20 protein-coding genes and 1 pseudogene are annotated in these 22615 nt (G+C 66.1%); 11 read left to right on the forward strand and 10 right to left on the reverse strand.

What is annotated here, in order from left to right; genetic code table 11:
• Positions 1 to 177: 177 nt before the first annotated feature.
• Both ACVWZ7_RS18550 and ACVWZ7_RS18555 read right to left on the reverse strand, forming a co-directional pair.
• Positions 178 to 1473 (reverse strand): glycosyltransferase family 4 protein, encoded by a 1296-nt coding sequence (locus tag ACVWZ7_RS18550; protein WP_456508702.1) that lies wholly within the window; start codon positions 1471 to 1473, stop codon positions 178 to 180.
• A gap of 57 nt (positions 1474 to 1530) precedes the next feature.
• Positions 1531 to 2436, reverse strand: a complete 906-nt coding sequence (locus tag ACVWZ7_RS18555) for a hypothetical protein (RefSeq protein ID WP_456508703.1) — start codon at positions 2434 to 2436, stop codon at positions 1531 to 1533.
• A 210-nt stretch (positions 2437 to 2646) separates the two neighbouring features.
• Between ACVWZ7_RS18555 and ACVWZ7_RS18560 the strand changes: the two genes are divergently transcribed.
• Positions 2647 to 4023 (forward strand): UDP-glucose dehydrogenase family protein, encoded by a 1377-nt coding sequence (locus ACVWZ7_RS18560; RefSeq protein ID WP_116766579.1) that lies wholly within the window; start codon positions 2647 to 2649, stop codon positions 4021 to 4023.
• Positions 4024 to 4180: 157 nt separating this feature from the next.
• Here the strand turns inward: ACVWZ7_RS18560 and ACVWZ7_RS18565 are convergent, their stop codons facing one another.
• The 5 genes from ACVWZ7_RS18565 to ACVWZ7_RS18585 form a co-directional block, all read right to left on the reverse strand.
• A complete protein-coding gene (locus ACVWZ7_RS18565; RefSeq protein ID WP_456508704.1) occupies positions 4181 to 5029 on the reverse strand; it encodes a glycosyl hydrolase in 849 nt (282 codons plus the stop codon).
• Positions 5030 to 5313: 284 nt separating this feature from the next.
• Positions 5314 to 6036: a glycosyl hydrolase gene (locus ACVWZ7_RS18570; RefSeq protein ID WP_456508705.1), complete on the reverse strand. Its 723-nt coding sequence runs from the start codon at positions 6034 to 6036 to the stop codon at positions 5314 to 5316.
• Between the two features lie 344 nt (positions 6037 to 6380).
• A complete protein-coding gene (wecB, locus tag ACVWZ7_RS18575; RefSeq protein ID WP_456508706.1) occupies positions 6381 to 7526 on the reverse strand; it encodes a non-hydrolyzing UDP-N-acetylglucosamine 2-epimerase in 1146 nt (381 codons plus the stop codon).
• Between the two features lie 49 nt (positions 7527 to 7575).
• Positions 7576 to 7860 carry a hypothetical protein gene (locus ACVWZ7_RS18580; protein WP_456508707.1) on the reverse strand — a complete coding sequence of 95 codons (285 nt, stop codon included), beginning with the start codon at positions 7858 to 7860 and terminating at the stop codon, positions 7576 to 7578.
• 133 nt (positions 7861 to 7993) lie between these two features.
• Complete coding sequence (locus ACVWZ7_RS18585; RefSeq protein ID WP_456508708.1) at positions 7994 to 8581, reverse strand: YdcF family protein; 588 nt, start codon at positions 8579 to 8581, stop codon at positions 7994 to 7996.
• A 210-nt stretch (positions 8582 to 8791) separates the two neighbouring features.
• On the opposite strand from ACVWZ7_RS18585, the gene ACVWZ7_RS18590 reads away from it, so the two are divergent.
• From ACVWZ7_RS18590 to rsmD, 5 genes and pseudogenes are all read left to right on the forward strand, one after another.
• Positions 8792 to 11410 (forward strand): hypothetical protein, encoded by a 2619-nt coding sequence (locus ACVWZ7_RS18590; RefSeq protein WP_456508709.1) that lies wholly within the window; start codon positions 8792 to 8794, stop codon positions 11408 to 11410.
• Positions 11411 to 11527: 117 nt separating this feature from the next.
• A complete protein-coding gene (gene thiL, locus ACVWZ7_RS18595) occupies positions 11528 to 12553 on the forward strand; it encodes a thiamine-phosphate kinase (RefSeq protein ID WP_456509149.1) in 1026 nt (341 codons plus the stop codon).
• Between the two features lie 22 nt (positions 12554 to 12575).
• Positions 12576 to 13592 carry a DAK2 domain-containing protein gene (locus ACVWZ7_RS18600; protein WP_237563386.1) on the forward strand — a complete coding sequence of 339 codons (1017 nt, stop codon included), beginning with the start codon at positions 12576 to 12578 and terminating at the stop codon, positions 13590 to 13592.
• A complete protein-coding gene (locus tag ACVWZ7_RS18605) occupies positions 13582 to 15834 on the forward strand; it encodes an ATP-dependent DNA helicase RecG (RefSeq protein ID WP_456508710.1) in 2253 nt (750 codons plus the stop codon). Before ACVWZ7_RS18600 ends, ACVWZ7_RS18605 begins: the two co-directional genes overlap by 11 nt.
• A 30-nt stretch (positions 15835 to 15864) precedes the next feature.
• Positions 15865 to 16455 (forward strand): annotated as a pseudogene (gene rsmD, locus ACVWZ7_RS18610) (16S rRNA (guanine(966)-N(2))-methyltransferase RsmD); the annotation flags it as partial.
• Here the strand turns inward: rsmD and ACVWZ7_RS18615 are convergent.
• From ACVWZ7_RS18615 to ACVWZ7_RS18625, 3 genes are read right to left on the reverse strand one after another with little or no spacing between them, the layout of a single operon-like run.
• Positions 16452 to 17237, reverse strand: a complete 786-nt coding sequence (locus ACVWZ7_RS18615) for a spermidine synthase (RefSeq protein ID WP_456508711.1) — start codon at positions 17235 to 17237, stop codon at positions 16452 to 16454. The pseudogene rsmD and the gene ACVWZ7_RS18615 sit on opposite strands and share 4 nt — an antisense overlap.
• Positions 17238 to 17239: 2 nt before the next feature.
• Entirely contained in the window at positions 17240 to 18448 is a 1209-nt protein-coding gene (locus ACVWZ7_RS18620) for an aminotransferase class I/II-fold pyridoxal phosphate-dependent enzyme (protein ID WP_456508712.1), read from the reverse strand.
• Positions 18445 to 19353, reverse strand: a complete 909-nt coding sequence (locus tag ACVWZ7_RS18625) for an SDR family NAD(P)-dependent oxidoreductase (RefSeq protein ID WP_344365535.1) — start codon at positions 19351 to 19353, stop codon at positions 18445 to 18447. Before ACVWZ7_RS18625 ends, ACVWZ7_RS18620 begins: the two co-directional genes overlap by 4 nt.
• A gap of 48 nt (positions 19354 to 19401) precedes the next feature.
• On the opposite strand from ACVWZ7_RS18625, the gene coaD reads away from it, so the two are divergent.
• From coaD to mutM, 5 genes are all read left to right on the forward strand, one after another.
• Complete coding sequence (gene coaD / locus ACVWZ7_RS18630; protein WP_091253233.1) at positions 19402 to 19902, forward strand: pantetheine-phosphate adenylyltransferase; 501 nt, start codon at positions 19402 to 19404, stop codon at positions 19900 to 19902.
• Positions 19903 to 20078: 176 nt separating this feature from the next.
• Positions 20079 to 20603, forward strand: coding sequence for a YceD family protein (locus ACVWZ7_RS18635; protein WP_456509150.1), 525 nt, complete (start codon positions 20079 to 20081; stop codon positions 20601 to 20603).
• Positions 20604 to 20639: 36 nt separating this feature from the next.
• Positions 20640 to 20843 carry a 50S ribosomal protein L32 gene (gene rpmF / locus ACVWZ7_RS18640; RefSeq protein WP_056738282.1) on the forward strand — a complete coding sequence of 68 codons (204 nt, stop codon included), beginning with the start codon at positions 20640 to 20642 and terminating at the stop codon, positions 20841 to 20843.
• A 21-nt stretch (positions 20844 to 20864) separates the two neighbouring features.
• Positions 20865 to 21584 carry a ribonuclease III gene (rnc, locus tag ACVWZ7_RS18645; RefSeq protein ID WP_116766591.1) on the forward strand — a complete coding sequence of 240 codons (720 nt, stop codon included), beginning with the start codon at positions 20865 to 20867 and terminating at the stop codon, positions 21582 to 21584.
• A 9-nt stretch (positions 21585 to 21593) separates the two neighbouring features.
• A complete protein-coding gene (gene mutM, locus ACVWZ7_RS18650) occupies positions 21594 to 22562 on the forward strand; it encodes a bifunctional DNA-formamidopyrimidine glycosylase/DNA-(apurinic or apyrimidinic site) lyase (protein ID WP_116766592.1) in 969 nt (322 codons plus the stop codon).
• Positions 22563 to 22615: the final 53 nt, after the last annotated feature.

Below are 22615 nucleotides of genomic sequence, written 5' to 3' on the forward strand. Positions count from 1 at the left end.
CGTTTGATAGCAGCCGCCGCCTCAACGACTTCTGGCTGCTAGAGCGCAGTCAATCCCTCAAGAGAAGAAAGCACACGGGTGGTCCGCGCACCGCCGGCCTACTTGGTCCTACTCGCGTTGCCCCACGGGACACCCCCAATATGTCGGCAGTGTGCAGATGCTGCCGGGGGGATTTGACTACTTCGAAGGCGGAGCGGAATCAGCAATGACCGGTGCATCCAGTCTTTCCGAGAAATGGTTCAATACAGAGAAAAGCTCGTCTTCAAGGTCGGAATAAGCAGCTTCCCAGGCCACTTCTCCTGTGTCCGTATTCCGTCCGAGCTCCGGATTCTTGATGAGTTGGATTTCCCGGTCGGTGGTTGCTTCTGGCCCGCAAACCTCCCGGGCCTGGATTGTCGCCTGTTCGGAGAGGCGGGCAAAAGTTTCAGGTGAATCCACCAGCATTTCCACGCAGGAAGCCAGATCGTCAGGGTCTTCAGGGGCGGCAAGGAGGCCGCTCGTCCCGTGGGTTACGAATTCGGGGATAGCTGAAATCGCTGTGGACACCGGAACAAGTCCGGAACTCATGGCCTCGCCAATGGAGACTCCCTGGGAATCCCAGCGCGTAGGGCTGAGAAAAATGCCATGGTCGGCATGAAGACGGGCGATATCCTCCTGGAGTAGAAATGCTTTGGTGAGGTGCACATTTTCCAATCCCCGAAGCGGCTCGAGTGTCTCATCGAAAAACGGGCCGTCGCCGTAGATGCTGAACTGCATCTTGTCAAAGGAAGGCGATTGGCGAAGGGTGAGGATTGTCTTCACAACCAGATCGTTGGCATATTTGTACCCCGTGAACGGTTTGATGATGAGCACTTTATGCCGCAGGGCCGGATCTTTAGGAATGTAAGGGAAAAGCTCGGTGTCAACCACATTTGGTATGACGCTTACGTTCGAAACGCGAACTCCCGCATCCGGCTCTACGCTGTGTTTCAGGAACCAATTGGAGACGGTGACAAACCTGATATCACGATGTTCGGCCTGATAGAGCTGTCGCAGGAACGGGACTTTTTTGTTCTCGCCGTGCGCTCTGAGGCTCTTCACTCTATCCATGAATCCCGCAACGTCGACGGCGTCGTACCATCGCCTGTGCCAACTTAGGGTCTCGTAGCCATGAAGCCACGCGATGATCGGAGTTGACGGTTTGTGGGTGCTTAGCGGGGCAATGATGTAGTCCAATGGGAAATGGACCAGAAAGCTTGCGTGATCAGAGGCCAAGATATATTGCGTGTAAATGTCTCGATTCCCCGTAGTGACAGTGACTCCGTCGAAAACGTAGGTTCTTAGCTCGGGTTCATTGGCATCGATGCGAAAAACGTCAATAGCCAGGCCGGCGTCGAGATATTTTTTTACTCTGCGATGTAAAAACCCATAGTTGTAGATATTGGAATCATTAGGGTAAGCATTAGCTATGACCAAATATCTATCTTCAGCCACGTGGCTTACTCCTGTCATTGGGGCAGATCGACACGCAAAATAGTTGCGCCGTACTAACTAAAGCGTGCTCCGAAGCCATTCCGCGGCATTGTCCAATTGCTCGTGAAATACCGTGGGAACGGGAGGGTTGTGGGCTTTCGGACCCTCGTAGACGTGGAAGCGCACATTGTCAGCGTTGGGGCCTGCTTCGATGACATCGCGGAACGGCCGGTAGTGCTGTTCGACGTGTGCGAAGTCATTGCTGTTCTGAACGTAGTACACAAGATTGGGCTGATGCTGGCTGTACCGGACTAGAGCTGAAGACCTGGGGCCCAGCGGGACGGACCAGTCTTCATCTGGTGTCAGTGACCATGGCCCATCCGGGGCGAGGTGCGGCATGACGGTTTCGACGTACCTGCGCTGTGCTCCCATAAGGGTCCCGTTAATGAGGTAGTTCGCGATGCTCGTCTGGCAGCTGAACGGCAACGCCATACTCCCAGGGATGTAAGTTGCCATTTGCAGAGCCGCCAGCCCGCCACCCGAAGACCCCAGGAAGAGAATTCCTTTCGCGCCGACTGCATCGGCAGCCGAACAGGCCCACTCCGCGAGGAGCGGGTACAAGTCGAGGTTTGCGGAGCCCGTGTACCAGGCCAGCTCCAAATCGTCGCGATGATGAAGCGTGGGGTCCGAGAAGTAAAAGCTGCTGAATTCCGTGGTCAACAGGCTCCGCAGCCACTCGAAGCGGGGTAGTTGGTATTTGTTGCGGTCGGTAGCGCCGTGGAGGCTTACAACCAGCAGATCTGAGTTCTTGTTGACGAGAAGTGCCTCCAGGGGCAGGCCGTCCGACAAGACGGCAGAGTACCTGCTGGCTCCGTGACCAGAAGCTGGCGCAAAGGGGAGGTGGGCAGAGACCTCTGTGACGGGTACATTCGTCGCACCAGCGTCGATCCTGTCGGCAGGTATCACGGGAATCGTTTGCAGCATGGATACATGGTAGTCATGTTCCGATCAGCCATTTCCTCACCGCGGCTGTCCTCGCTGGTCTCGATGACTGAGGGAGTCCAGTAATTTCAAGTGGCGTGCGATGGGGTGCCAGCCGCTAGAGCTATGTCACTTCCAGGGGCAAGGGGAGGGACACCGTGACCAAACGATATATAGTGGTCCCGTTTGGATGCGCCATCTGCGCCCAACGCAATGAAATTTACTGCAGCTACTGGGGGACTAGTGACACTACGACTAACCGTGATCGGTACGGGATACCTCGGCGCGACCCATGCGGCATGCATGGCGGAGCTCGGCTTCGAGGTACTCGGGGTCGACGTCGACAAGGAAAAGATCGACAGCCTCAGCCGAGGCGAATTGCCCATCCACGAGCCCGGCCTGCCGGAGCTCCTGCGCAAGCACACTGAGTCCGGCCGCCTGCGCTTCACCACTTCGTTCGAAGAAGCCGGCGCCTTCGGTGATGTCCACTTCATCGCCGTCGGCACCCCGCAGCGCGCCGGTGAGCACGCTGCTGACATGACCTACGTTGACGCGTCTGTGGCAGCCATTGCCCGCGCCGCGACGAAGGACTCCCTGATCGTCGGGAAGTCCACCGTTCCGGTGGGCTCCGCACGCCGTCTCAAGGGTCTCGTCGCCGAAGAAGCGCGCGACGGCGTCACCGTCAACTTCGCCTGGAACCCCGAGTTCCTGCGCGAGGGCTTCGCCGTGGAGGACACCCTGCGTCCCGACCGCCTGGTCATCGGGGTGGATTCCGCCTCCGCCGAAGCGACTCTGCGCGAGGTCTACGCCGACGCCATCAGCCGAGAAACCCCGTTCATCTCCACCGACTTTGAGACGGCTGAACTGGTCAAGGTTGCGGCGAACGCCTTCCTGGCGACCAAGATCTCCTTCATCAACGCCTTCTCCGAGGTCACCGAGACCGTCGGCGGCAACATCCGCACCCTGGCCGACGCAATCGGCCTCGACGCCAGGATCGGCCGCCGCTTCCTCAACGCCGGCATCGGCTTCGGCGGCGGCTGCCTGCCCAAAGACATTCGGGCGCTTCAGGCACGGGTATCCGAGCTGGGCCTGGACAGCACCATGCGCTTCCTGAACGAAGTCGACGAAGTGAACCTCCGCCGTCGTGACCGCGCCGTCCACGTCGCCGAGACGCTGCTAGGCGCGCTGGAAGGCAAGCGCGTCGCCGTCCTCGGCGTCGCGTTCAAGCCCAACAGCGACGACGTCCGCGACTCACCGGCACTGGACGTCGCCGCCAGGCTCTTCAACAGCGGAGCGGACGTCAGCGTCTACGACCCCGCCGCCAATGCCAACGCCGCCAAGCGCTACCCGCGCCTGAACTACGTTGACTCCCTGGCGACGGCCGTGGCGGACGCCGACCTGGTCATGCTGCTGACGGAATGGAACGAATTCGTGAACGTCGATCCCGCTGAGCTGGCCGCCGCTGTGTCCCACAAGCGCATGTTTGACGGACGCAACGTCCTGGACCACGAGAAGTGGACCGCGGCAGGCTGGGACATCGTCTCGCTTGGCCACAAGAGCGAACTGCTGGAGCTCGCCGCCGCCAACTAGCGGCACATCGGCCTCACAGCTGATACAACACGTTCAACAAGGAAGGATCCCGCCGGAGCAAACGCTCTGGCGGGATCCTTCCCTTGGTTAACGGACAGCTTAACGGAATGTGGCCGGACACCTGGGTGTCCGGCCACAGCAGGAGGCGCTCAGCGCCTCACAGGGACGCGTAGAGCTTGCCTGTGGTGGTGAGGGAGCCGTTGGTGTGGAAGAGGGCGGAGCAACCCATCCTGATGTCGCCTGCCGGGCGGGTCTTCCAGGCGAAGCGCTCGACGAACGGCATGGCGCGCAGGCCGGCGACGGTGGCCCGCATGAAGTCCTCGGTCTGCGCCCGGGTATAGATGGAAGGCTGTGTAGCCGTAGCGTTCCAGTCGGCCACCGCGTACTCGGTCACCCAGATGGGCTTGCCATATTTCTCGTGCATCATGGTGATCTTGTTCAGGAAGTCATCGGCCCTGGGCCAGGCGTAGACGTGCGTTGTCAAGAAGTCCACACGGAGGCCCTTGTTCTTGGCCTTGGTCATGAAGTCGGCCAGCCACGCACTGCGGGGGCTGGTGCACGCCGGGGACCCGAGCCGCAGCCCGGTTGCCATCAGCTTGGGCCAGAGCTCGATGGCCCTGTCCACGCTCATGTTCGCCTGGGCCGTGTTGTCGGGCTCGTTGAAGCCCAGGAGGTGCTTGGTCTTCGTTTCCGCCAGCTGGCGCGATACCCAGCCCAGGGCATCCTGCTCCAGCAGCGTGCGTTCGCTCTTGACCATGGGAACAAAGGGCGGGTTGGTGGTGACGTTGTAGTGCGCCCCCCACGTGTAGTGCCAGTCCAGCTTCAGGCTCTTGATCTGCGTGAGCGCCAAGGCGTCTTTCCCGCCCCAACCGAACCCCTTCTGCGTATCGGCGGGCAGCGTGACGGCGGGGACGGTCGGGATCGCGGTCGGGGCCGTAGCTGCCTGTGCGATTCCGGCATTGGCGGCCAGCAGGGCGCCGGGCGCCGCCATTGCAGCCAGGGGCATAGTGAGAAACTTACGGCGTTCCATGAGTTCCCTTCGTGGAAGGTTGCTGGGTTCTGTGACTGCTGCGGGGACAACAAAGGCCAGCGGCGGCGTGCGTCCCGACGGATTCCGCTCACGGATGGCGGCGTCGGGGTGTGACTGCTCTGGCCTGTGGGGTCCCTGATTCAGTTGTGGCTGAAGTCAACATAGCACGGCAAATACTCAGGAAAGTCCCGGTTTTACACAGGAAAGACGCAGTTTTCTGCGGGCCACCAGCGGCAACCGGCACTGGCTGAAGGTCGGTCCTAGAGGGAGTGGTAGAGCTCGCCGGTGGGGGTGAGGGAGCCGTTGCTCCGGAACAGGGCGGAGGCGCCCATGATGGGGTCGCCGTGGGCCCGCGTTTTCCAGGCGAAACGCTCCACGTACGGCATCTTCCGGAGTCCGGTGACGGTCTCTTTCATGAACGCCAGGATTTCCTTCTCCGTGAACCGGCTGGGCGACTTCGCAGTGGCCTTCCAGTCGGCGACGGCGTATTCGGTGATCCAGACGGGCTTCCCGTAGCGTTCGTGCAGTTTCTCCACCGTGCGGAGGAACGAGTCCCCGTGGGGCGGCGCGTACCAGTGCATCGCGACAAAATCCACCCGCAGGTCCTTCTTGGATGCCTGGTCCATGAAATTTTTGAGCCAGTCGCCCAGCGCCTGAACCGGGGCCGGAGAGCCCAGCCTGAGGCCGGCCTGTTCCAGCTGGGGCCAGAGACTGATGGCAGTGTCCACGGACATGTCCGCCTGGCCGGTGTGGTCGGGTTCGTTGAAGCCGAGGAGATTGTCGGCGCCTGTCCAGGACACTTCGGACCGCACCTGCTCTATGGCCTTCCGTTCCAAGGAGCCGCGCCCCCAGACCATTGGCACAAATTCAGCGGCCTGGCTCGAAGCAGCCCGGAGGGGCGGGTAGTCAGGTCCCCAGTCGTAGAACCAGTCCAGGTTCAGGGAATCCAGCTCCTTGAAACCGAATCCGCCGAAGCGCGGCATGCCGAGGCCCTTGCTCGCGTACGGGGGTATGGGTCGACGAGGCAGTGGTGTGGGCGAGGTCGACGGCGGTCGGGGGCCGGGCGAAGTATCGGGGGTGCACGCCGCCAGGGCGGCGGCGGCTGAGGCCGCCACTGATAGTCGTAGAAAGTCCCTGCGGTCCACTTGCACCCCCTGGCGTCGCCGTCGGTTCAGGGTCGAATCCGGGGTACCAGATCCGCCGACGGACAACGTGATGCTGGCAACCCGCATCCTTGCCTGCTGAACACTAATTGTTTCACGAAAGGCCTTCTCGGCTCACATCGAGGCCCGGGTCCCGGGCAGCCCTGCCGGTGGTTGTCCGGCGCCTACGCGCCGCTGAACTCCGCCGTCCGGTAGCCGACGCCGAGCAGCTCTTCAATAGCTGCCACCGTCCGGGCCGCAGCCTTGCCGTCGCCGTAGGGATTCACGGCGTTTGCCATGGCCGCGAAGTGCGCGGAATCGTGCAGGAGGCTGGTCACCTCGGCAACAATCCGTTCCTCGTCCGTGCCGATCAGCTTCACGGTGCCGGCTTCCAGGGCCTCTGGCCGCTCGGTGTTGTCCCGCATCACCAGGACCGGCTTGCCGAGGCTGGGTGCTTCCTCCTGCACTCCGCCAGAGTCCGTGAGGACGATGTGTGCTCGGGAGAGCAGCCGGGTGAATTCGCCGTAGGCCAGAGGTTCCGTCACCAGGACGTTGGCTTTGCCCTCCAGCGCGGGCAGGACGGCCTCCCGCACCACCGGGTTCTTGTGGGCCGGCAGCACGATCACCAGGTCCGGCTCGGCGTCGGCGATCCGGGCCAGGGCCCGTCCCACGCTGCGCATGGATTCGCCCTGGTTTTCCCGCCGGTGCGTGGTGACGAGCAGGACCGGACGGTCGCCGGCCGCCAGTGCTTCCAGCCGGGAGTCTGTGAAGGGGAGCTGCTTGTCGACGGTGGCGAGCAGGGCGTCGATCACGGTGTTTCCCGTGACCACGATGTCCTCGGCGCTGATGCCTTCCTTCAGCAGGTTCTCCCTGCTGGTGGAGGTGGGCGCCAGGTGCAGGCGGGTGATCTGGCTGGTGATCTTTCGGTTGGCTTCCTCGGGGAACGGCGAGAGCAGGTCTCCGCTGCGCAGCCCGGCCTCGACATGGACCACCGGGATGCCGTGGTAGAACGCCGCGATGGCGGCGGCCGTGGAGGTGGTGGTGTCGCCCTGGACGACGACGGCGTCCGGCCGGGTGCCGGCGAAGAGCTTCTCCAGTCCGTCGATGGTCCGCGTCATGATGGCCGAGAGCGACTGCCCCTGCTGCAGGATGTTCAGGTCATGGTCCGGAACAATGCCGAACAGTTCGTTGACCTGGTCCAGCATCTCGCGGTGCTGCCCCGTGACCGTCACGATGCAGCGGAAGAGCGGAGACTCCTGCAGCGCGCTGACGATCGGCGCCATCTTGATGGCTTCCGGCCTGGTTCCGAAGATCGGCATGATGCTGTGCATGGTTATTCCCCAAGGGTGTGCGAATGGTTGGTAAGGTCTGTGGCCCGGCTTAGCCGAGCAGCAGGGCCAGCACGATGGCCGGCACGGCCAGGGCTACGACGAGAACGGCTAGAAGAGCCACCCGCCGTTTGCGCCGGTGGAGCATGTCGCGGGCGACTTGCTGGGATTCCTTCTCCTGGATGGCGGCTTCCAGGCCCGACTCTGCCGGGTTTGAATCCGCGGGTTCCTCCGGGTCCTGAAATACAGGAGCCTGCGCGGCTGCTGGCGGCGGCGCGTTGAGCGGAAGAGGGTCCGCCCCGGGCACCAGAAGGGCGTCCGGGATCTCCGTGTGCATGCGCCGCTTGCGCAGGTGCCGGGGTGCGGCAACCAGCGGGGCAGCACCGTCGGGAGAGTGTTCCAGCGTGTCCTCCTCGCCTCGGTCAGATGCCCGAACCGGCTGACCAGTTCAACCGGATGAGGTTCAATTGTTACATTTCCGCCCCGTGATTGGCGCATTCCGGCCTAAAGGTGGCATCGATCAGGCCTCCCGTTTCGACCACAAACCGCCGGATCCACTGGAAGACATCCAGGTCCGGGTGGGAGGCAACCATCTGGACGTCCGCCGTCGTGCATTGCCCGATCAGGCGACCCGCGCGGGTGACGTGATAGCTGGATGTCACCACGGTGACGGACTTCCAGCCGTTGGCTTCGATGAGCCGGGAGATCGACTCAGCCTCGCCGCGGGTGTCCAGGTCCGGGGGCCTGAAACAGATGAGGTCCGGGTTGGGGAAGGCTGTGGAATTGCACGTCTCATCCGCGCTCCGGTTGCCCACGGTGTCCGTGTGGGAGATCACCAGGACCGGGATGTGGAATTCGGCTTGGAACTGGCGTGCCACCGGGAGTCGCTCAGATGCCGCCCCGCCGAGCATGATGACGGCGTCGGTCCGGTGAACGCTGAGCGGATCCACGTTGACGAACATCTGGGTGGCAATGATCAGCGCTAACAGGAGGCCTCCGACGGCGAAGGCAAGCACCCTGCGGGTGGCGGTATTGACCGCGGCGACGGAAGGAGGCACGGCTAAGAGTTTGGCATGCGGTTTTCAGGTGGCGAAATGGTGCGGCATTACTGCGCAGAAGCTTGCAAACAAAAATGCGTGATGCAGTTGTGATTTAAGGGATCAAAGTTAGTGGGGTGACAGGCGGGAATTGGCGTTTATGCTGTAGGCACCTTACGTCGCTCCCACCACCAGGTCTCCGCCGGCGGTCTCACCCCTAAGCGAGCAATCTTGCGAAAACTGAACATAGCGGCAACAGTGATTGCCGCCGTGATGCTGGCAGCAGCGTTGCCCCAAACCGCTGTGGCGGCCGTTCCCTCGGTTGCTGTTCCGGCCGTTGCTGTTCCAGCGGGTGCCGTTCCTGCGGTGTCGGACCCGAGCCCTCAGGGGCAGGTGGATGACTTTGTCCGGCCCGAGCCGCCGGCCAACAAGGCGAGGAGCGAATACACCTACGTAAGCGCGCCGCTGGCAGGCACCCTGAAGACCACCCTGGTGACCGTCCAGCTCGCCGACAAGACCGCAGCGGAGACGGACGCCGCCGTGCCGATGGCCGCGGCGAAGGCCTCGCTCAGCGCGGCCAACCGCTACTGGGCCCACGCCACCGCCGGGCGCGTGGACATTGCCCTGAGCTCGTCCCGACTGCTGCACAAGTCGGCTGCGACCTCAACGCAGTCGCCGTCGCAGATCGTGGACACGGTCTCCCAGGAGCTGGGCTGGACGCAGAGCCCCTACACCGCGCTGGTGATCTTCATCCCCGGCGCGTACCTGAGCAATGGCACCGCCGGCATGACCTACAGCAACGGCACCACGGGCGGGCGCATCCTGATGCCGCAGAACAGCCGGCTCGCAACCCCCGTGCTGACCCATGAGTTCGGGCATGCCCTGGGCATGGACCACGCCAACAGCCTGCTGTGCGGCAGCGGGGCCATGGACGTGGCCTCCGGCCCCTACGCGGGCTTTGCCGATCCCACCTGCAGCATCAAGCCCTATGGCGACAACCTGGACCTCATGGGGATCTCGCACTGGGACGTCATGCCGGAAATCAGCGCCAGCCTCTGGGAAATGGGCCGGTTCGGCAACGGCAACGAGATCACCAACCTGGGCACAGTCTCCGGGCCCCGCAAGGTGACCCTCGCACCCTGGGCCGGCGACGCCGCCAACCGGGCGGCGAAGTTCACGGACCCGAAATCCGGCGAGGTCTACTACCTCGAGCTCCGGGCTCCGGTGGGCTACGACTCCGTGATCGCGCAGGCCGGAAACCGCGGCGTCAAGATCACCCAGCAGGGCGGCGGCAACTCCTCGATCCTGCTCCCGCCGGACACCCGCGCCGCCGCCTTCAACGGCTACTACAGCAACACCCAGGCCTGGCAGGCGGGACAGACCTTCACCACGCACGCCGGCACCAAGGTGAGCATCGATTCGGTCACCGACACCGCGGCCAGCGTGACCATCCGCCCGCCCGGAGCGCCCGCGGTCGGCTACGTCGAGTCCATGGCCATCAACCGCTCCGGCGCCAAGGCCAGCCTGGACATCGCCGGCTGGGCGTACGACACCGCCCAGCCCTCCGAATCATCCACGGTCCACATCTACGTGACCCCGCCCGGCGGCACCGCAACCGGCTACGCCGTCGCAGCCAACCAGGCCCGCGCGGACGTTAACAAGGTCATGCAGGTGACCGGCAACCACGGGTTCACCCGTTCCTTCAATCTGACCGCAGCTGGCGTATATAAGGTCTGCGTCTACGCCCTGAGCAGCGCCGAACCAACGGACCTGGGCTGCAAGTCCCTGACCCTTGCGGGGACACCGGCCACCGCCGGCTATCTCGAGTCCCTGACACTCACCAGGACCGGCGGGGCAACGGTGCTGCGGGCCACCGGCTGGAGTTACGATCCCGGGACGCCCACAGCGTCCATCCCGGTCCACCTCTACGTGACCGACCCGGCAGGCAAAACGACGTCCCAGGCCATCACCGCCAACAAGAGCCGCGCCGACGTCAACCTGGTGATGTCCGTGACGGGAAGCCACGGCTTCACCTCGGACCTCCCCGTGACCATGAGCGGGCAGTACAAGGTATGCGCCTACGGCATGGCCGTCACGGCATTCAGCCTCGGCAACAGCCTCCTGGGCTGTAAATACGTGACGCCACGGGCAACACCGGCGCCCGCCGGCTTCCTGGAAAGCACCGTGGTCAAGACGGACGCGGCGACGGCCACCATCACGGCCACCGGGTGGAGCCTGGATCCCGGAACTCCGGCCGCCTCCATCCCGGTCCACCTCTACGTCACCGACCCCAAGGGTGTGACCAAGAGTTCCGCATATACCGCCAACCAGTCCCGGGCCGACGTCAACACGGTCATGGGGACCACCGGAAACCACGGCTACCGGGTGGCGCTGCCGGTCACGACGCCGGGTGACTACAAGATCTGCGCCTACGGCATCGCCGTCAGCGTCTTCCCGCTGGGCAACAGCCTCCTGGGCTGCTCGACCGTGCGTGTCGCCGCCACGCCCGCACCGATCGGGTACTACGAGTCCCTCAAGGTCCAGCTCGGCGGGATGGGATCCGCGCTCGTGGCCAGCGGCTGGGCGCTGGATCCGGGGATGACGCGGGCAAACGTCCCCGTCCACCTGTACGTCACGTCCCCGGAGGGCACCACCACGGGCACAGCGTATGTGGCCAACCGCTACAGGGCCGACGTCAACTCGGTCTTCCAGGTCTCCGGCAACCACGGCTACCGGATTGTCATCCCGGTCACCAAACGCGGCGTGTACACCGTCTGCTCCTGGGGGCTGGGCGTGGCAGGGATGTCCTCGGACAACACCCAGTACGGCTGTCTCAAGGCCACCTTCTAATACCCGTTCGCCGGTGTCAGCCCCTCGCGGTAGCGTAGGGCTGTGCCTGAAACTCCCGTGTCTGAAGCTCCCGTGCCTGTAACGGCCGTGTCCGAAACCCAGCCCGCGGACGCCGGCCTGACCGTCGCCGGGCTCTCGGAGTCCCAGCTGCTGGAGCGCATCTTCCCGCGGCTCATTGTTCCGGAGCCCGCCGGCGGGCCGGAGGCGCCCACGTCCTTGCTGCTCGGGCCGGGGGATGACGCCGCCATTGTCGCGGCCCCGGACGGCCGGACGGTGCTGAGCATCGACACGCAGGTGGCTGACCAGGACTTCCGGCTGCAATGGAACAACGGCTACCGGACCAGCGGGTACGACGTCGGCTGGAAGGCCGCCGCGCAAAACCTTAGCGACATCAACGCCATGGGTGCCCGGTCCACGTCCCTTGTGGTGAGCCTGACCATGCCGCCGGAAACCCCGGTGTCCTGGGTGGAGGATTTCGCGGACGGCCTCACCGCCGGCATCCGGGAGCTGGGCGCTCGCGGCTGCACGGTGGCTGGCGGGGACCTGGGCCGCGGCCGCGAACTGGCCGTCAGCGTGGCGATCGTGGGCACCCTCGACGGCAAGGAGCCGGTCCTGCGCTCCGGGGCCCGGCCGGGGGACACGGTGGCCCTGGCCGGAACGGTGGGCCGCGCCGCCGCCGGCCTGGCGCTGCTGGAGTCGGAGATCAGCGTCGCGGAGCTGACGGCCGCACAGCGAGCCCTCATGGACACCCAGTGCCGGCCGCTGCCGCCGCTCGCCGCGGGCCCTGCGGCCCGTGACGCCGGCGCGTCGGCCATGATGGACATTTCGGACGGCCTGGTCCGCGACGGCAACCGCATGGCCGCGGCCAGCCATGCCGTGCTGAACCTGGACGCCGCCGCACTGAAGGAACTCGCTGTTCCGCTGCTGCCGGCGTCGGAGCTGCTGGGGGCAGACCCGATGCCTTGGGTCCTGGGCGGGGGCGAAGACCACGGGCTGTTGGCCACATTCCCCGCGGGGGTTCAGCTCCCTGCCGGTTTCACTGCGATAGGCTCGGTAGAGACCCCTGCACCAACTGAAAGCACGGGAGTAAAGATCGCGGGCAGGCCCGCTGACGCTGTGGGATGGGATCACTTTGCAGACTAAAATTGCCGCCAACGCGCAAGCGATGAAGCGGTGGTTGAGCAAGGCGGAGACAACGCTCGGAAACCACAGCGACCGCCTGAACGCCATCAACATCTTTCCCGTGGCCGACGGCGACACCGGCACCAACCTCTACCTGACCGCCCGGGCTGCGGCCCGTGCCGCTGACCCCGCCCAGCACGACGTCGGCGCCGTCCTGGCGCAGGCCGGCCAGGCGGCCATGGAACAGGCCCGCGGCAACTCGGGAACACTGTTTGCCGTGTTCCTCTGCGCCGCCGCCGAACCGTTGGCCGGACACACCCGGATCAGCTCGCCGCTGCTGGCTGCGGCCCTGAACCGGGCCCAGCTCCGGGCCTGGTCCGCGCTGAGTGATCCCGTGCCCGGCACCATGCTCTCCGTCATGGAAGCCGCTGCCCGCGCCGTGGCCGCCGTGGACTCCGCGCACGACGGCGATGACAGCAACCAGACCCTCGGCCTGGCCCTGGACGCCGCCGTCGAGGCAGCCCTGGCCGCCGTGGTGCACACGGAGGACCAGCTCGCTGCCCTGCACGCCGCCCATGTGGTGGACGCCGGCGGCGTGGGCATGCTCCTGATCCTGGACTGCCTCCGCTCCGCCGTGCTGGGCGAGGAGCTCCAGAGCGAACTGCTGGACGGCCTGCACGGCTACGACGTCCAGGATCCGCACATCCACGTCGGCATGCCCCGCGACGACGGCGTCGAACTCATGTGCACCATCTCTCTGTCCCCGCTGGACGCCGCCATGATGCGGCAGCGGCTCGACGAAATGGGCGACTCCGTGATCATGAGCCAGGTGGGCGGCGCCGTGGATGCTGCCGGGCACTACCGCTGGCGCGTCCACGTCCACGTCCTGGATGCCGAACCTGCCGTTGCGCTGATCCGTTCCCTGGGCGAGCCCACGGACATCTCCGTGAGCGAGCTCGCCCTGCCGCGCGACCCGGAGACAGAGGCCGCCGTCACCGCTGCCGCCGTGGCCCCGGTCCTGGCCGCTGAAACCCGAAACCCCGACGGATATGCACGCTGAACTTGAACTGGGCCTGGAACGCCGGATCGGTAAGCGCTCCGCGGCTGTCATCGAAAAACACCTCGGCATCACCACCGTCGGCGGGCTCCTGAACTACTTCCCGCGCCGCTATCTCAGCCGCGGCGAGCTGACACCCATCAGCGAGGTCCCGCTGGATGAGGAAGTGACCCTGATCGCCCGGGTGATCTCCAACAGCACCCGGGCCATGCGCGCCCGGCGCGGTTCACTCACCGACGTCGTGATTTCCGACGACGCCGGGACCGCCGGTTCCGGACGGGCCGGCGGCGGACTGCCGGGCACGCTCAAGGTCAGCTTCTTCAACGGGTTCCGGGCCAAGGCCGAGCTCCAGCCGGGCCGGCGCGCCATGTTTTCCGGCAAGGTCACGCGCTACGGCGGCTCCCTGGGCCTGACCAACCCCGATTTCCTGCTGCTCGACGAGGACCCCGACACCCCGGGCCTGGACCCGGAGAAGCTCGCGGCCATGCCGATTCCGGTGTACCCGGCCACGGCGAAACTCACGAGCTGGTCCATCCAAAAGGTCATCTCGACCCTGCTGGACACCCTGGAGCTCGAGGCCCTCGGCGACCCGCTGCCCGCGGAGATCGCGGCGCGGGAGAAATTCCTGGCGGTCGCGGACGCCTACCGGCTGATCCACACACCGCAAACCCCGGCGGACTGGCAGCGCGCCCGGGACCGCTTCCGCTACCAGGAAGCCCTGGTCCTCCAGTCGGCCCTGGCCCGCCGCCGGGCCCAGCTGGCCGCCGAGGAAGCGACGGCCCGGCGCCCGGCACCGGACGGGCTGCTGCCCGCCTTCGACCGCCAGCTGCCGTTCACGCTGACCGCCGGGCAGGCCGCCGTCGGCAAGACGCTCTCCGAGGAGCTCGCGCAGGACTCGCCGATGAACCGGCTGCTCCAGGGCGAGGTGGGTTCGGGCAAGACCATCGTGGCCCTGCGCGCCATGCTGCAGGTGGTGGACGCCGGGGGACAGGCGGCCCTGCTCGCCCCCACCGAAGTCCTTGCCGCCCAGCACTACGAATCCATCCGGCGCACGCTCGGGCCGCTGTCCCGGGACGGGATGCTCGGCGGGTTCGGTCCGGACGCCGTCCAGGTCACGCTCCTCACCGGCTCCATGCCCACCGCGGCGCGGAAGCAGGCCATGCTCGACGCGGCCTCCGGGACAGCCGGAATCGTGATAGGCACCCATGCCCTGCTCAGCGAGACCGTGTCCTTCTACGACCTCGGACTGATCGTGGTGGACGAACAGCACCGTTTCGGCGTCGAACAGCGCGACGCCCTCCGGGCCAAGGCGAGCAAACCCCCGCACCTGCTGGTCATGACCGCCACCCCGATTCCCCGGACCGTGGCCATGACCGTATTCGGGGACCTCGAAACCTCGGTCCTGGACGAACTCCCCGCGGGCCGCGCGCCGATCTCCACCCACGTGGTGGGGCTCGCCGAGCACCCGGCCTGGGCCGGCCGCATCTGGTCCCGCTCGCGGGAGGAGATCGACGCCGGCCACCAGGTCTACGTGGTGTGCCCCAAAATCGGCGAGGACGACGACGGCGACTTCACCCCGGGCGAGGCCGAACCGTCCGCCGCGGACCTGGAAGGCGAGAACGGCGCGCGTGAGCTCGCCTCCGTCACCGGCGTCGTGGAACACCTCCGGGACGAGCCGGCCCTGGCCGGGGTGCCCGTCGCGCCACTGCACGGCCGGCAGGACCCCGCCCTGAAGTCCGAGACCATGGCCTCCTTCACAGCCAACCGGACCAAGCTGCTGGTCTCCACCACCGTGATCGAGGTCGGCGTGGACGTGCACAACGCCACGCTCATGGTGATCCTGGACGCGGACCGTTTTGGCATCTCCCAGCTCCACCAGTTGCGGGGCCGGGTGGGCCGCGGCGGCCTGCCCGGGACCTGCCTGCTGGTCACCACCCTGGAGCCGGATCATCCGAGCCGCCGCCGGCTGGACGCCGTGGCGGCCACCACGGACGGCTTTGAGCTCTCCCAGGAGGACCTCAAACTGCGCCGGGAGGGCGACATCCTGGGCGCCTCGCAGTCCGGCGGGCGCTCCACACTGAAGCTGTTGCGCGTGCTCGAACACGAGGACGTGATTGCCCGGGCCAGGCAGGACGCCCAGCGGATCGTGGCCGCCGATCCCACGCTGGCGGGACAGCCCTTGCTCGCCGCGGCCATCGATGAATACTTGAACCCCGAGAAGGAGGCGTTCCTTGAACGCGGCTAGCACCACGAGCCAGGCAAACAGGTCCACGGGGGATCGCGCATGAGCCGCATCATCGCCGGCGCGGCCGGCGGCAGCCCCCTGACCAGCGTCCCCGGGAACATGACGCGTCCCACGACGGACCGCGTCAAGGAAGCACTGTTTTCCCGGCTGGACGCCTTCAACGTCATTGCCGGTGCCCGGGTGCTGGATCTCTACGCGGGCTCCGGCTCACTGGGCGTGGAGAGCGGCAGCCGTGGCGCCGACTCTGTGGACCTGGTCGAATTCGATGCCAAGGCCAGCGCCGTCTGCCAGAAGAACGCGGACCTGGTCAACACCGTGGCACGCCGCAAGGTGGTCTTCGTGCACCGGTCCAAGGTCGAATCGTTCCTGGAACGGACCGCCGACGCCGTGCTCTGGGACCTGGTGTTCCTGGACCCGCCGTACCCGCTGGACGAGCCGGCCCTCGCCGCCGTTCTGGCCAAGCTGGTGCCGCACCTGGGCGAGGGGGCCGTCGTCGTGGTGGAACGCTCCTCCCGGAGCCCCGAACCGGAGTGGCCCGACGGCGTGGAACGATTTGCCGAGAAGAAGTACGGGGAAACCCGCCTGTGGTTCGCCGAACCCGGCGTCGCGGCTGCGGATTAATCGGACAGTACGTCCAGTTCGACGCCGGCGAGGACCTTGGCCGGATGCGGACCGCGGGCCGTGAGGGCCGCCGTCCAGACCTCGGGCCACGGGCCTTGCGTCCCGGTCAGGATGATGTTGCCGGGGTACCGGCCGGTGAACATCCCGGCCTCCGCGAAGGCCGCGACGTCCGACATGGCGCGGCGCAGGGCCGCGACCTGGCTGCGGACCAGGGTCAGCCCGGGTTCGTCGCCCACGTTGACAATCAGGACGCCGCGCGGCGTCAGCCGTGCTGCAGCCTCCTCATAGAACTCGGTGCACGCGATATGTTCCGGAGCTTCCGGCCCGGAGAAGATGTCCAGGATCACGACGTCGAAGCGCAGCTCCGCCGGAAGCCCGGCGAGGGCCTCGCGGGCATCGCCGATCACCGTGTGCAGCTGCGTTCCCTCCGGCAGGGGTAGCTGCGCCAGCACGAAGTCCAGCAACTCCCGCTCCAGTTCAACGGCGTACTGGACCGAGCCTGGGCGGGTGGCCTGGATGTAGCGGGCCAGCGTCAGGGCGCCCGCACCCAGGTGCAGCGCCGTGATCGGCTCGCCCCACGGAGCGGCGAGGTCCACCACGTGCCCGATCCTACGCAGGTATTCGTAGAAGATGTCCCCGGGATCGGCCAGGTTGACGTGGGACTGCTCCGCGCCGCCGATGCTCAGCACGAAGCCGCCGTCGGTAAAGGGATCCGATTCGATCTCGGCGTGCTGTCCCGTGGTCCGCAGGAACCGTGAGGCGCCGGGCTGCTGCTCGGCCATCCTCACAGCCTGTCGCGCAGGGTCGCCAGCCGCTCGGCCGCTTCCTCCAGCACGTGCAGCTGCTTGCAGAACGCGAAGCGCAGCAGGCTGCGGGTGCGCTCGGCGCCGTCGGCGTGGCAGAACACCGGCACCGGGATCGCGGCGACACCCACGAGGGCCGGGAGCCTGCGGGCCAGCTCCACGGAATCGGTGATGCCCAGTGGAGAGGTATCTACGTTCACGAAGTACGTCCCCTGCGGCGTCAGGACGTCAAGGCCGGCCGCGCGGAGTCCCTCGCTGAGGATGTCGCGCTTGTACCGGAGGGTGTCCGCGATGCCGGTGTAGAACTCGTCCGGAAGGCCCAGCCCCACCGCGATGGCCGCCTGGAAGGGCGTGCCGGAGCTGTAGCTCAGGAACTGCTTGACGGTCCGGGCGGCGGCCACCAGATGCTCCGGCCCGGAGAGCCAGCCGATCTTCCAGCCGGTAAAGGAGAAGGTCTTGCCGGCGGAGGAAATGGTCAGAGTGCGTTCGGCCGCTCCGGGCAGCGTGGTGACAGGGATGTGCCGGGCGCCGAAGGTGAGGTGCTCGTAGACCTCGTCGGTGATGATGACGGCGTCGTGCTTCTCGGCGAGTTCGACGACGCGCTGAAGCACCTCGCGGGGGAACACGGCACCGGTGGGGTTGTGCGGATTGTTGATCAGGACCACCTTGGTGCGCGCGCTGAACGCGGCCTCCAGCGCGGCGGGGTCCGGCATGAAGTCCGGGGCCAGGAGCGGGGCCGTGACATGGGTGGCGCCGGCGAGCCCGATGATGGCGCCGTAGGAGTCATAGAACGGTTCGAACGTCAGCACCTCATCGCCGGGGCCCACCAGGGCGAGCAGCGACGCGGCGATGGCTTCGGTGGCGCCGGTGGTGACGATGATCTCCGTCTCGGGGTCCGGAGTGAGCCCGTAGAACCGCTGCTGATGGACGGCGATCGCCTCCCGCAGCGGCAGGATGCCCTTGCCGGGCGCGTACTGGTTGGCGCCGGCGGCGATGGCGGCCTGGGCGGCCTCCTTGATCTCCACGGGGCCGTCCTCGTCCGGAAAGCCCTGGCCGAGGTTGATGGCACCCGTGCTGAGGGCCAGGGTGGTCATCTCCTCGAAGATCGTGACGCCCAGGGAACCGTCCGGGGAGAGCAGGTTGGCGCCCGTCGCGGCGCGCTGCCACGGAAGGGGGAGCGGCGCGGTCATCGGGGGCCCGCTTTCGTGTCGGGGACGGCGCGGCCGGTGAACTTGTCCATGGTGGAGTAGATCCCGAAGACCTTCCCGCCCACGAAGTCCCAGGCCCGCACCGGCAGGATGCCCTTGAGCACCTTGCCCAGTTTGGCCATCCCGGGGGCGATTAGCTGCGGCTGCCCGGCGACGGTGGCCCGCCAGGCCCGGTCCACGGCATCCTCCGGTGTCATGAGCGGGGTCAGCAGGGGACCGCGGGCCCCTTCGAACATGCCGGTGGAGATGTAGCTGGGGCAAAACGTGGTGACGGCCAGGTGGCGGTAGCCCTGCTGCTCCAGCTCGAGCCGGAGCGAGTCGCTCCAGCCGATGACGGCCCATTTGGACGCGGCATAGACGCTCATGCGCGGATTGGACACCGTGCCGGCGGCGGAGGCGACGTTGAGGATCCGGCGGGGCCGGCCGGCGTCGGCCATCATGTCCGGCAGGAATTCGAGGGTGACATACATGGGTGCCAGAGCGTTGATGTCCATGGTCAGGGCGATGTCACGGTCCGGGGTGTGGTCCCAGAAGTACGCGCCGCGGACAATCCCGGCGTTGTTCACCAGAAGCGCGAGCGGCCCTTCGGCCCGGGCTTCCCGGGCGGCCCCGGCGATCGCGGCGGGGTCCGCCAGATTCACTGTCCGGGGGACGGCGCGGGCGCCCAAGGCGGTGACTTCGGCAGCGGTGCTGGCCAGGGCGTCGGCGTCGATGTCCCAGAGGATCACCACCGCGGCGCCTTCCCGGGCGGCGCGGAGGGCGTACAGCCGGCCCATGCCCATGGCGGCGCCGGTGACCAGGGCCACGCCGCCATCCATGGTGAACGGCTGCGCGGCAGCAGGCTGCATGGTGAAAGGCAGGGCGAAGCGGTTCTTCGATGCTGACATTCAGCCATGCTATCCCGGCCCGCGGCGCGAATACGGTAGGTTCGGATCATGAGACGCGCCGTATGCCCTGGCTCCTTTGATCCCATTCACAATGGCCACCTGGAAGTCATTGCCCGTGCCGCGGGCCTCTTCGACGAGGTGATCGTGGCCGTGTCCACGAATTACGCCAAGAAGTACCGCTTCAGCCTTGAAGAGCGGATCGACATGGCCCGGGAAACCTTCGCATCGTTGCGCGGCATCGTGGTGGAGCCCGTGGGGGAGGGGCTCCTGGCCGAGTACTGCCGGCAGCGCGGCGTCTCCGCAATCGTCAAGGGCCTGCGCTCGTCCTCGGACTTCGACTACGAGCTGCCGATGGCCACGATGAACCGGCAGCTGACCGGCGTCGAGACGGTGTTCCTGCCGGCGGAGAGCCACTACCTGCACTTGTCCTCCACCCTCATCAAAGAGGTCTTCACCCTGGGCGGGGATGTCTCGGACTTTGTGCCCCGGTCCGTGCTGAAGCGGCTGGCTCCGGGGGAGCCGGTCCAGAACCGTGCCCGCAAAGTGTAAGCTTGACCGGTACTCGGCGGCCTGCTGCCGGTTGCGCGGCCCGGCCCGGGGCCGGTTTGCGGCAACATGCTGCTGACCTGCTACCCGGTTTGAGTCCGTCCGGAAGTTCAGGCTAAGATGGTACGTCGGTCATATGTTCAACAGGAGTTCTCATTAAACGAGATGCTAGTTCGCCCCTGGCGTTCGACGTCAAGGACCTCGGACGCAGTCCGGGAAGCATGCGGACGCTGAAGGAACATTTACCCGCGCCAAGTGATCTTGGTGTGGCACTCATTGGCGTGCAGGAAGGCTCGGATGTCGAGCTGGATCTGCGGCTCGAGGCCGTACACGAAGGAATTCTGGTATCAGGAACCGCGCTCGTTGAAGTAACTGGCGAATGCGGCCGATGCCTGGATCCCCTTGCGTATGACCAAGAGGTCGATGTGCAAGAACTTTTCTTCTATGAGGACGCTGTGTTCTCGGACGAAGAAGACGAAGAAGAGCAACGTCGAGTCGAGCACGATCTAATCGATCTTGAGCCGGTGTTGCGGGACGCAGTTGTCACCATACTGCCGTTCCAGCCGGTGTGCCGGGAAGACTGCCAGGGCCTTTGCTCCGAATGCGGAGTTCGCCTGGAAGACGAGCCGGGGCATCACCACGAGGTCGTAGATCCTCGCTGGGCCGCCCTGGCTGACTTGGCTAAGCCTGACCGGCAAAACTGATTTGTAAGTGTTGGACTAGAGAGAAATGAGTTAGCCGTGGCTGTCCCGAAGCGGAAAATGTCTCGCTCGAATACCCGCGCCCGCCGCTCCCAGTGGAAGGCAACTGCCCCCCACCTGGTGAAGACCGTAGAGAACGGCCAGGTTGTTTACAGCCTGCCGCACCAGGCAAAGGTCGTTACCGACTCGGCTGGCACCGCGCTGTTCCTTGAGTACAAGGGCCGCAAGGTCGCAGACGTCTAATCCGCCAACAGGCTGAAAAAGATGTCTTCAACTGAAGAGCTTCTGAAGCGTCTCGGTGTCACTATTGACGCCGGGACGCTTCGTCTTGCGCTCACACACCGTTCCTATGCCTACGAAAACGGCGGCATTCCCACCAACGAACGGCTCGAATTCCTCGGCGACTCCATCCTGGGGTTCTCCGTCACTGACGCGCTGTACCGTGACAACCCCACGCTGCCCGAAGGCGACCTGGCCAAGCGCCGTTCCGCCGTCGTCAGCACACGGGCGCTGGCTGGCATTGGCCGCAGCATCGGCCTGGGCGAGTACATCTACCTCGGACAGGGCGAGAAGCTCACCGAGGGCAAGAACAAGGCCTCGATCCTGGCGGACACCATGGAGGCGCTGATTGGCGCCACCTACCTCTCCAACGACATCGAGACGGCACGGCAGCTGGTCATGCGGCTGATCGGCCCGCTGCTGAAGGACGCCGCGGCCCTTGGCGCGGGAACCGACTGGAAGACGAGCATCCAGGAACTGGCGGCCAGCCGGCAGCTCGGGACCATCAACTATGCGGTTGACGGCTCCGGACCGGACCACGCCAGGACGTTCGAGGCCGTCCTCAGGATCGGCGGCACAGACTACGGCACCGGCACCGGCAACTCCAAGAAGGAAGCCGAGCAGGAAGCTGCGGCCGACGCCTGGCGCCGGCTGACCACCCCTGCTGCCGACACCCAGGCTTCCGACACCCAAACCGGCAGCTAGGCAGCGGCATTGCCTGAACTGCCCGAAGTCGAGGTGGTCCGGCGCGGGCTCGTGAGCTGGGTGCGGGGCCGGACCATCACCGCCGTCGACGTCCTGGATCCGCGCTCCCTGCGCCGGCACGCCCTGGGACCGGAGGACTTCGCCGGCAACCTTGAAGGCGCGCGCGTGCTGGATGTGGTCCGCCGCGGCAAATTCCTCTGGATGCCCTTGGCGGACACCCCGGCCCCCTCCGCAGATGCTGCCCCGGGAGAACCGGCCCCCGCCGTTGCCCTCATGGCCCACCTGGGGATGTCGGGCCAGCTGCTCATGCAGGACCCCGGCGTGCCGGACGAGAAGCACCTGAAAGTCCGGTTGCGGCTCAGCCCGGCCCTGGGCATGCCGGAGCAGCTCCGGTTCGTGGACCAACGCATCTTCGGCGGCCTGTTCCTGACCTCGCTGATTCCCACGGACGACGGCGGCCCCGGCGGCCTCGCCGAAACCCCGCTCCCGCTCATCGCCGAGGAAGCCTCGCACATTGCCCGGGACCCGCTGGATCCCTACTTTTCCTTCGACACCTTCTACCGGCGCCTGCGTGCCCGCAAGACCGGACTCAAGCGGGCGCTCCTGGACCAGGGCCTGGTCTCCGGGATCGGCAACATCTACGCCGACGAGGCCCTCTGGAAGGCGCGGCTGCACTATGCCCGGCCCACGGACACCCTGCGCCGGGCCGACGCGCTGCGCGTGCTCGACGCCGCCCGCGAGGTCATGACGGATGCCCTGGCCGCCGGCGGCACGAGCTTCGATTCGCTCTATGTCAACGTCAATGGCGCCTCGGGATACTTCGACCGCTCCCTCAACGCCTACGGCCGTGAAGGCCAGGAGTGCAAGCGCTGCGCCGCGGCCGGCCTCGTGAGCATCATGCGGCGGGAGCAGTTCATGAACCGCTCGTCCTATACCTGCCCCGTCTGCCAGCCCAGGCCGCGTAACGGCCGCTGGTAGTCCTGCCAAAAACAAGTAGTCCTACGCTTACGCACCCCTCTTGGCCGGTGACA

This window comes from Arthrobacter sp. TE12232 (assembly GCF_054062615.1).

Bases quoted from the DNA above. Each gene is read 5' to 3' on its own strand.
- ACVWZ7_RS18555 (WP_456508703.1), bottom strand. From the start codon at position 2,436: ATGCTGCAAACGATTCCCGTGATACCTGCCGACAGGATCGACGCTGGT.
- ACVWZ7_RS18560 (WP_116766579.1), top strand. From the start codon at position 2,647: ATGAAATTTACTGCAGCTACTGGGGGACTAGTGACACTACGACTAACC.
- ACVWZ7_RS18565 (WP_456508704.1), bottom strand. From the start codon at position 5,029: ATGCCCCTGGCTGCAATGGCGGCGCCCGGCGCCCTGCTGGCCGCCAAT.
- ACVWZ7_RS18570 (WP_456508705.1), bottom strand. From the start codon at position 6,036: ATGCCGCGCTTCGGCGGATTCGGTTTCAAGGAGCTGGATTCCCTGAAC.
- wecB (WP_456508706.1), bottom strand. From the start codon at position 7,526: ATGCACAGCATCATGCCGATCTTCGGAACCAGGCCGGAAGCCATCAAG.
- ACVWZ7_RS18580 (WP_456508707.1), bottom strand. From the start codon at position 7,860: ATGCACACGGAGATCCCGGACGCCCTTCTGGTGCCCGGGGCGGACCCT.
- ACVWZ7_RS18600 (WP_237563386.1), top strand. From the start codon at position 12,576: ATGAAGCGGTGGTTGAGCAAGGCGGAGACAACGCTCGGAAACCACAGC.
- ACVWZ7_RS18605 (WP_456508710.1), top strand. From the start codon at position 13,582: ATGCACGCTGAACTTGAACTGGGCCTGGAACGCCGGATCGGTAAGCGC.
- ACVWZ7_RS18615 (WP_456508711.1), bottom strand. From the start codon at position 17,237: ATGGCCGAGCAGCAGCCCGGCGCCTCACGGTTCCTGCGGACCACGGGA.
- ACVWZ7_RS18620 (WP_456508712.1), bottom strand. From the start codon at position 18,448: ATGACCGCGCCGCTCCCCCTTCCGTGGCAGCGCGCCGCGACGGGCGCC.
- ACVWZ7_RS18625 (WP_344365535.1), bottom strand. From the start codon at position 19,353: ATGTCAGCATCGAAGAACCGCTTCGCCCTGCCTTTCACCATGCAGCCT.
- coaD (WP_091253233.1), top strand. From the start codon at position 19,402: ATGAGACGCGCCGTATGCCCTGGCTCCTTTGATCCCATTCACAATGGC.
- rnc (WP_116766591.1), top strand. From the start codon at position 20,865: ATGTCTTCAACTGAAGAGCTTCTGAAGCGTCTCGGTGTCACTATTGAC.